General features: G+C 45.5%; 7 protein-coding genes and 2 pseudogenes. 8 read left to right on the plus strand and 1 reads right to left on the minus strand.

What is annotated here, in order from left to right; all coding sequences use genetic code 11:
• The 3 genes and pseudogenes from OH459_RS27255 to OH459_RS27265 all read left to right on the plus strand — a co-directional run.
• Nucleotides 1-1,204, plus strand: a pseudogene (locus tag OH459_RS27255) (conjugal transfer mating-pair stabilization protein TraG); the annotation flags it as partial.
• An 83-nt stretch (nt 1,205-1,287) separates the two neighbouring features.
• Nucleotides 1,288-1,821, plus strand: coding sequence for a hypothetical protein (locus OH459_RS27260; RefSeq protein ID WP_269989651.1), 534 nt, complete (start codon nt 1,288-1,290; stop codon nt 1,819-1,821).
• A 5-nt stretch (nt 1,822-1,826) separates the two neighbouring features.
• Entirely contained in the window at nt 1,827-2,087 is a 261-nt protein-coding gene (locus OH459_RS27265; RefSeq protein WP_269989652.1) for a hypothetical protein, read from the plus strand.
• 43 nt (nt 2,088-2,130) lie between these two features.
• On the opposite strand, the gene OH459_RS27270 is transcribed toward OH459_RS27265, so the two are convergent.
• Nucleotides 2,131-2,283, minus strand: a complete 153-nt coding sequence (locus OH459_RS27270; protein ID WP_074052092.1) for a Hok/Gef family protein — start codon at nt 2,281-2,283, stop codon at nt 2,131-2,133.
• 632 nt (nt 2,284-2,915) lie between these two features.
• Here OH459_RS27270 and OH459_RS27275 point away from each other — a divergent pair.
• The 5 genes and pseudogenes from OH459_RS27275 to OH459_RS27295 all read left to right on the plus strand — a co-directional run bounded on the left by OH459_RS27275 (nt 2,916) and on the right by OH459_RS27295 (nt 6,590).
• On the plus strand, nt 2,916-3,500 hold the full coding sequence (locus OH459_RS27275) for a hypothetical protein (RefSeq protein WP_269989654.1): 585 nt from the start codon (nt 2,916-2,918) through the stop codon (nt 3,498-3,500).
• 79 nt (nt 3,501-3,579) lie between these two features.
• A pseudogene (traD, locus tag OH459_RS27280) lies at nt 3,580-5,680 on the plus strand (type IV conjugative transfer system coupling protein TraD).
• Between the two features lie 20 nt (nt 5,681-5,700).
• Nucleotides 5,701-5,991 carry a hypothetical protein gene (locus OH459_RS27285; RefSeq protein ID WP_269989656.1) on the plus strand — a complete coding sequence of 97 codons (291 nt, stop codon included), beginning with the start codon at nt 5,701-5,703 and terminating at the stop codon, nt 5,989-5,991.
• Nucleotides 5,991-6,146 carry an adenosine deaminase gene (locus OH459_RS27290; RefSeq protein ID WP_074052044.1) on the plus strand — a complete coding sequence of 52 codons (156 nt, stop codon included), beginning with the start codon at nt 5,991-5,993 and terminating at the stop codon, nt 6,144-6,146. Before OH459_RS27285 ends, OH459_RS27290 begins: the two co-directional genes overlap by 1 nt.
• 219 nt (nt 6,147-6,365) lie before the next feature.
• Nucleotides 6,366-6,590 (plus strand): hypothetical protein, encoded by a 225-nt coding sequence (locus tag OH459_RS27295; RefSeq protein ID WP_269989660.1) that lies wholly within the window; start codon nt 6,366-6,368, stop codon nt 6,588-6,590.
• Nucleotides 6,591-6,799: the final 209 nt, after the last annotated feature.

Genomic DNA, 6,799 nt, shown 5'->3' on the forward strand with positions numbered 1-6,799 from the left:
TATGCTGCAAGAAAGCGTTGCTAATGCCCGAACTCAAACCGAGCAAAACCTGACACAACAAAGCAATCAGCTAGGACAAACAATTCAGGCGGGAGCGGCACTTAACGACCGCTGGCATGACAGCGTAGGCAAAAACCTCTCTTACGGGGAAGGCAGCTCTAGCGGCTTTAATACCCAAGTCAATCAGGGCATGAGCAACATGCAAAGCGCCATTGACAATGTCAGTAAGCAAACGGGCTGGACAGAAGACCAATCGCGAGCCTACTTGCAAAGTGCTTATGCAGGTGTGGATGTGGGTTTGGGTACAGGAAAAAGTATTCTTCCATTTAGCGCCAATGCCAACGCTGGCGTGAAATGGTCAGATGAAGAGCGCACCGCCTACAGCAACATGAGTAGTGAGCAAAAGCAGCAGCTTGAGCAAGCAACCAAACAATACTCTGAGGGGGCGAATGCCATCACCAATGCAGGCACGCAAGTGGATAACAAAGACACGCGCACGTCGGTTGAACAGTTTGCGCATGACTTTGCGATTAACGCCAGCAACACCAAATCTCTGGGTGCCAGCGTGATGCAAAGCCAGTCAGACTTAAATGCCCTATCGAACACCCAAACTCGCCTAGAGTCAGGCGGAGGCAGCTTTACTGCCAATGCCAACGGAGCATTCCAGAACTACTTGGAAAATACCATGCCGCACAAACCAGACGTTCAACGTATCATGACCGCCCACAAACCAGAAGATATTGCGGAAGCCAAAGAACGCTGGCAAAAATTCACTCGCACCGAACAATTTGCCAAAATGGCGGGGCTGGACGGAGATACGGCGCGCATCGTCGGTAAGATGAACCAAGAGCATCAAGCCAGCGTAGCAACAGGGCAACCACACCTGTCTTCCGCACAGTCTGATACCATGAGTCAAGCATGGAATGATACGCAAGACACGGTCGCGCAAACACGCACCGATGTACTACACAACAAGGGCACTGGCGGACTGTTTAATGAAGATCGCTTTGACGGGGTAACGGATAACGTCAAGTACCAGCAAAGTCAGGCACAAAAATCCATTAGCAAGCCAGAGCCCATCATTGAGATGACCATCAAGCCAGAGGTTGAGAGTGAGGTGACTAGACCGGAAAGGACAGAATACGTCACTTCCGATCAAGCGTACCCTGCCGCGCCAAAATTTACCCAAAACCCAAACAAGTAGTATTGATCACGGTGCATAAAAAAGGACTTTATGCACCGTCTAAATACTGGTATTATGATCAGGTATCTAAAAGGAGCGTTACCATGAAAAAAATTCTGCCATTACTGCTGCTTACCTGCGCAAGCGCGCAAGCTCAAACCCACTCTCCTGAGCTCACTCAACTGCTGAGCGAGATACACGAGCAGTACAATAGCCCTACCCTAATGAGCATCGATAAGAAAGACATGGCAGACATCACCAAGTTGCCTTACTTTTTACAACACATTGATGAGACTGATACGGTTGAATCAATGCGCCTACAGGCTTACCTGCAAGGCTTGCAATCTGCGTATTTTGGTAGTGCAAATCGCCAACAAGACTTAGGTGGTAATAACTGGTTCTGTATGCGCGATACGATGGCACTCGATCCGAAGCGTCATCCTGAGTTCATCGAAGAGATGATTTGGAAAGTGCTGGAAAAAACGGCAAAGAATGATCCGGAGCGTTTTACTCGTTACAATTTCGCGCCAGCATTTGCCATGTCTACAGCTGTGATTTTTGAGTACGGTTTACAAACCGAATACCCTTGCTACAGTCCTATTCCAAAGTCACTGCAATTTAACGGCTGGAAATATTAACCTCAATGAAAAGCAGAGGTCACAAGATGCAAATAGATTGGCTTGATCTGCTCAGTCTCGATGAAGATAGCCAGCAATTAGTGCAGGCGCGCTACCTTTACACTACTGCCTTTCAGAAAGAAGTTGCAGCTAACATGCTCAAAACGTGGCTGCCGATTGATTTGGTGGTGACCATCACGGGCTTACCGCTTGAAAAGGTGGTGTTGGTTGAACTGGAAATGACATCTGATGATATGGGTGCTTATGATGTGCCCTTACAATACTAGATCAGGAGGGGAAGTTCCTGTCTCATCCCCTCCCGTCCAGCAACTATCTTGATTCGTAGGCAAGGGTTACCTGAAAGTCCACTCTCTCATCCAAGTAATGCACATCACAAAGTGAGTGCCGAACTATCCAGAGAGAACAAAGCAGGGTGAGACTCACCACTACTAGGCTTGCAAATGCAATCGTACTTTTTGGCATAACTTGCCTCCTTCAATTTTGCATTGAAATAAATCGAGATAGAGGCTAAGATTTGTATTGTATGGTACATATCTAAAACCTCGTTTGAATTTACAGTTCATTCGGGGTTTTTGATTTTCTACCGCCAGCAAATCTTTCGAACTGCTTTTGGTCGAACACCAAAAGCACCCAGCGCGATTCTAAAGCCTTTTCCGTTATCACTCTAGTTTTATTTCAAGCAAAAAAAACCAGCACGCGAGAGAGCCTAGTGCTGGTTAGAAGGTGTCTATTCTATTCATTTACATGTTGATTGCTGCTTGGCTGCGAGAGTGTATATCAACCTCTCGCCACTCAAGGCTTTTTCCTTAAGAAAACATCCCCTGTCCCGAAGAGCACCAAGCAGCGGCATCATCTTACTTAATATTTACAACCAACACCAGTCAAACGCTGTGTTTGTCACTTCTGATAACAAAGTGACATTTTCAATACCCACAAAACAAAAAAACACCCTCGCAATGAGGGTGTTTTGACGCGAGTGTATTTCTTTAAGAAGCCAATCCAGAAAGCAGGACTCTACATTGCTTTCCTAATTGAGCTTTCACAACGTATCACAACTCGTCCTCTTTTCAAATCCTTCTACAAAGGAACACCAAATGAACGTCATTCTCAAAGCGCTATCTGCAATCAAAAGACGCTTATTTCAATACCCCAACACCCAAGATGACCAACTCCATACCTTTTTAACCGAGTGTCATAAGCAAAACATTCGGTTAGCTTTGCTTGCAGACAAAAGCAAAACCTATCAGTTAAAAACGCTCATCAAACCACTCAACCTTTCCCGTATAGAAGCCAAGCGGCTATTGAAAACTCATTTATCGCCAATGACTGGTTTTAATCTTGGGCCGGATGAGTTTTTCTCTGCGATGAACCATCCTGAGCAACAAGCCTTTCCTTGTCAGGTGTGTGATAACTGCGCACCAGGATTATTCAAGCACTACGGTTATTTGGTTGCTGATACTTCTTGGTGCAGCCAGTGTCATGAAAAAGGAGAGTGCATCGACGTAGCGTTAATTGAGCACTACCGAAAACTCGGCATCGATGATGACACGATATGGAAAGCACTACCAAGAACTCGATGGGGCTCAAGAAATGGTCCTTCTACCTATCTTTCGCTTGAAGACATTGAAACGACTTATCAAGCGGTGTTTGAGGCAAAAAAAGAAAGGCGTAATAGGTGAGCGGATTAACCTATCCCCTTTCTTAACCCAACTTCACCCCACCCCTTTAATTTCAACTTTTCTATTATATGGAGGCTCCATGCCTAGACCGTCACGCTCCAAAGGCAACCATTTTACCCGTGGTGGACAAATCACCTTCCATTCCATTCGAATGTTCTTTCAAGTCAACAATACCTTGGTCTATGCTGCCATTTGGGCGGTCATTGCCTTAACCGGATTTCTCACTTGGCTTCGAGCCCCTAACAATGCCTTTTGGGCTGTCTTTTATTACTGGCGTAATAAAACCTATGCCAGCTTAGGGCATAAGCTTGAAAGCGACGTTACGACCTTCTGGGAGGGTAAACGCTACGTCGGCACCCTTGCCTCTCAATTAGAAAACACCCAGCTCATTACTCTCTACGACAACGTCATACGCCAGACTCAAATCAACTTTTTAATCGCCCTAGGTATCGCCTTCGCTATCTTGATGGGCGCCATGGCTTTTTTCAGACGCCAAGGCGAAAAGCAAAGTGAAGATTTTCACGTAAGGGGATTTCAATACGCTGAGCCTAAAAGACTGACTCAGGATTTAAAACAGCGAGCTAAAAAGCTGAAAAAGCAAGGCGTAGGCGATGGGAAGATTTCTGAATTTAAAGTCGATGGGCTTGCCTTGTTTAAACATGAGTTTGAAGTTCAGCATGTACTTGTTAATGGGACGACCGGGGCAGGTAAATCCGTGATGCTGCGTAAACTGCTGCGCTGGATACGCAAGCGCGGTGACAAAGCGATTGTGTATGACAAAGGTTGTACCTTCACCAGTAAGTTCTTTGACCCAAGCCAAGATATCTTACTCAACCCGTTTGATGAACGCTGCGCCAACTGGGATGTATGGTGTGATGCAAAAGAAGCCCCCTGATTTTGAGAACATTGCCAATGCCCTTATCCCGCAACACGGTGAAGGGGACCCGTTCTGGGTAGATTCCGCCCGCACTATCTTCTCTAGTGCGGCCTATCGTATGAGCCAAGACGATAAACCTTGCTCAACCGCAAGACTGCTTAGCCTGATACTCACCTCTGAACTCGAAACACTTGGCAACTTCCTGCAAGGTACAGAATCGGCCTCCCTTGTTTCCAAAGACATCAAAAAAACCGCCATCTCGATTAAGTCCGTTCTGGCTACCTACATTAAGAGCCTACGCTTTCTCGATGGACTGGATGAAAAAGACAACAAGGGCGAACTCAAACGCAAACCGTTTTCTATTACAGACTGGGTACAAGATGATAAGCAACGTGGCTTTTTGTTCTTATCCAGTAATGCGCAGCAACATGCCTCACTACGTCCATTGATTTCCACTTGGCTTGCCATTGCCTCTAATGCCATTTTTGGACTAGAGCCAGATGAAGACCGTCGTATCTGGGTGATTATGGATGAAATGCCAAGCCTGCATAAACTGCCAGAGCTTGACACTATTATTGCAGAAGTGCGTAAGTTTGGTGGGTGTTATGTGATTGGTCTGCAGTCTTATGCGCAGCTGGTGAAAACCTACGGCAAGAATGCCGCTGACGTCATTGTTGATTTGCTCAACTCTCGCTTTTACTTCCGTGCTCCCTCAGCGCAGATGGCGCAAATCTCCTCCAAAGATTTGGGAGAGCAAGAAGTCGATGTATCGAGAGAAAATATCTCCTACGGTGCGAATACACTGCGTGACGGGGTATCAATTGGTCACCAAACGGTAACTCGCCCTGTCGTGTCGAGCAGTGAAATTCAAGCCTTGGATGATTTGCAATGCTACCTTCGCGTACCAGGCAGTAGCTTTATCACTCAACTGGGTTTGCACTTCGATAAGATGCGTGATGTCAGTAATGCCTTTATCAAGCGTAATTACACGCCATCACCTGCCATGATGAAGGCATACCAAGAAGCGATTTACTGTGAGTGTGTCGCTCCTGGCATCTTCCTCAGCGAAGAAGACCGTAATGCCTTAACTGAACTGCAAGCCAAGCAGTTTGAGACACCAGAAGAGATGAAGCTGGAAACCGACCAAATCAGAGAAGCGCAGCGAAGTGATACAGTCAAAACACTCGCCACTGAGGATGCAGAAAAACTCAAATCCGATGGTGACTATCAAGAACGAGCTCAACAAGAACTTGAAGAAGCAGCTATCTCTCAAGACACTGAAATCACGGATGCTTATGACTAACGAACAACAAAGGAAAAACGATGTCAAACCTTACTCTAGAGATTGAATTTATTAGAAAATACCCAAGTGGTGGCTGTGCCTTTGCAGGCGAATTCGACTTTGCTGACTTTGTGGTAAAAAATGCACCTGAATGCGAACTGCCTTACAAACAAGTTGATGACGCTTTTTATCATTGGCAACTAGACGCATCTTTACAACACCTTGAAAAGATTGATGGTATTTGGCAAGGCTATGTAGCGTTTATCGATATTGACGCCCCCGAACCAGGCACATCAATCACGCTCACCGTTTCACTATTGGAGGATGATTAATGCAAAATGATGAACCCACGAAAGAATTCTTCCATCTGCCTAAGTACACCAAACGTAATAATGCAGAGCAGGAACGAAAACAAGCCGAAACAAGAAGGCGGATTGAAGATATTTTAGAAGAGCAAGCCTTTAATAAACTCTGGAATGAAGAATAGCGTTGACATGCAAATGATAATGATTATCATTAAAATATCAATTATGAAGTCTCCCGACGAAATGATTGACACGACATTTGCTCACATTACTTCCAGTGTAATTATTAAGCTTATCTTTAAAGGGCATATGCCTTTTATCTCTTTAGCTAGCGGCGCTCATAACCACGCCGCTTTTTCTTTCTTTTCTCGTGCGATTTTTCCTAAACATGGAGACCGCTCATGAAACCAAGAACCCAGCATAAACGCCGGCACAACGCACAGTTAAAAAGCACCCATTCACACAACTCAAATTCAACTGAAAACGACTCTGGCTCTCTTTTTGTCCTCGATATGCTCGTTGATAATGACTGGCGCCACCTTGTTCTATCCCACAAAACTGCGCAAAAGCTTATCCAACGTACCCAACACAGAGGCTACACCTTAGAGCCTTACGATAATCGTTAATCACTAGACCGCCACAAGCCTTGCTGCAGCAAGGCTTTTTAATTCCGCCTCTCATTCTGACTACCGCTCAGCTTTGCTGTCAGCGGCAATTTGCGTTGTATAAGGAAGTACCCTGTTATGACAATAGTTCTATTAGCCCGCAACTTAGCATGGCTGATTTTCTTATTTTATAGTCCATTCATCCTACTCAGGATGCACAATAACTTATC

Origin of the sequence: Vibrio sp. MM46 (assembly GCF_027587135.1) — a bacterium.
In the GTDB taxonomy this organism is placed as follows: Bacteria; Pseudomonadota; Gammaproteobacteria; order Enterobacterales; family Vibrionaceae; genus Vibrio; species Vibrio harveyi.

Excerpts from the sequence above, each read along its gene's own strand:
- OH459_RS27260 (WP_269989651.1), top strand. The coding sequence starts at position 1,288 with ATGAAAAAAATTCTGCCATTACTGCTGCTTACCTGCGCAAGCGCGCAA.
- OH459_RS27265 (WP_269989652.1), top strand. The coding sequence starts at position 1,827 with ATGAAAAGCAGAGGTCACAAGATGCAAATAGATTGGCTTGATCTGCTC.
- OH459_RS27270 (WP_074052092.1), bottom strand. The coding sequence starts at position 2,283 with ATGCCAAAAAGTACGATTGCATTTGCAAGCCTAGTAGTGGTGAGTCTC.
- OH459_RS27275 (WP_269989654.1), top strand. The coding sequence starts at position 2,916 with ATGAACGTCATTCTCAAAGCGCTATCTGCAATCAAAAGACGCTTATTT.
- OH459_RS27285 (WP_269989656.1), top strand. The coding sequence starts at position 5,701 with ATGTCAAACCTTACTCTAGAGATTGAATTTATTAGAAAATACCCAAGT.
- OH459_RS27290 (WP_074052044.1), top strand. The coding sequence starts at position 5,991 with ATGCAAAATGATGAACCCACGAAAGAATTCTTCCATCTGCCTAAGTAC.
- OH459_RS27295 (WP_269989660.1), top strand. The coding sequence starts at position 6,366 with ATGAAACCAAGAACCCAGCATAAACGCCGGCACAACGCACAGTTAAAA.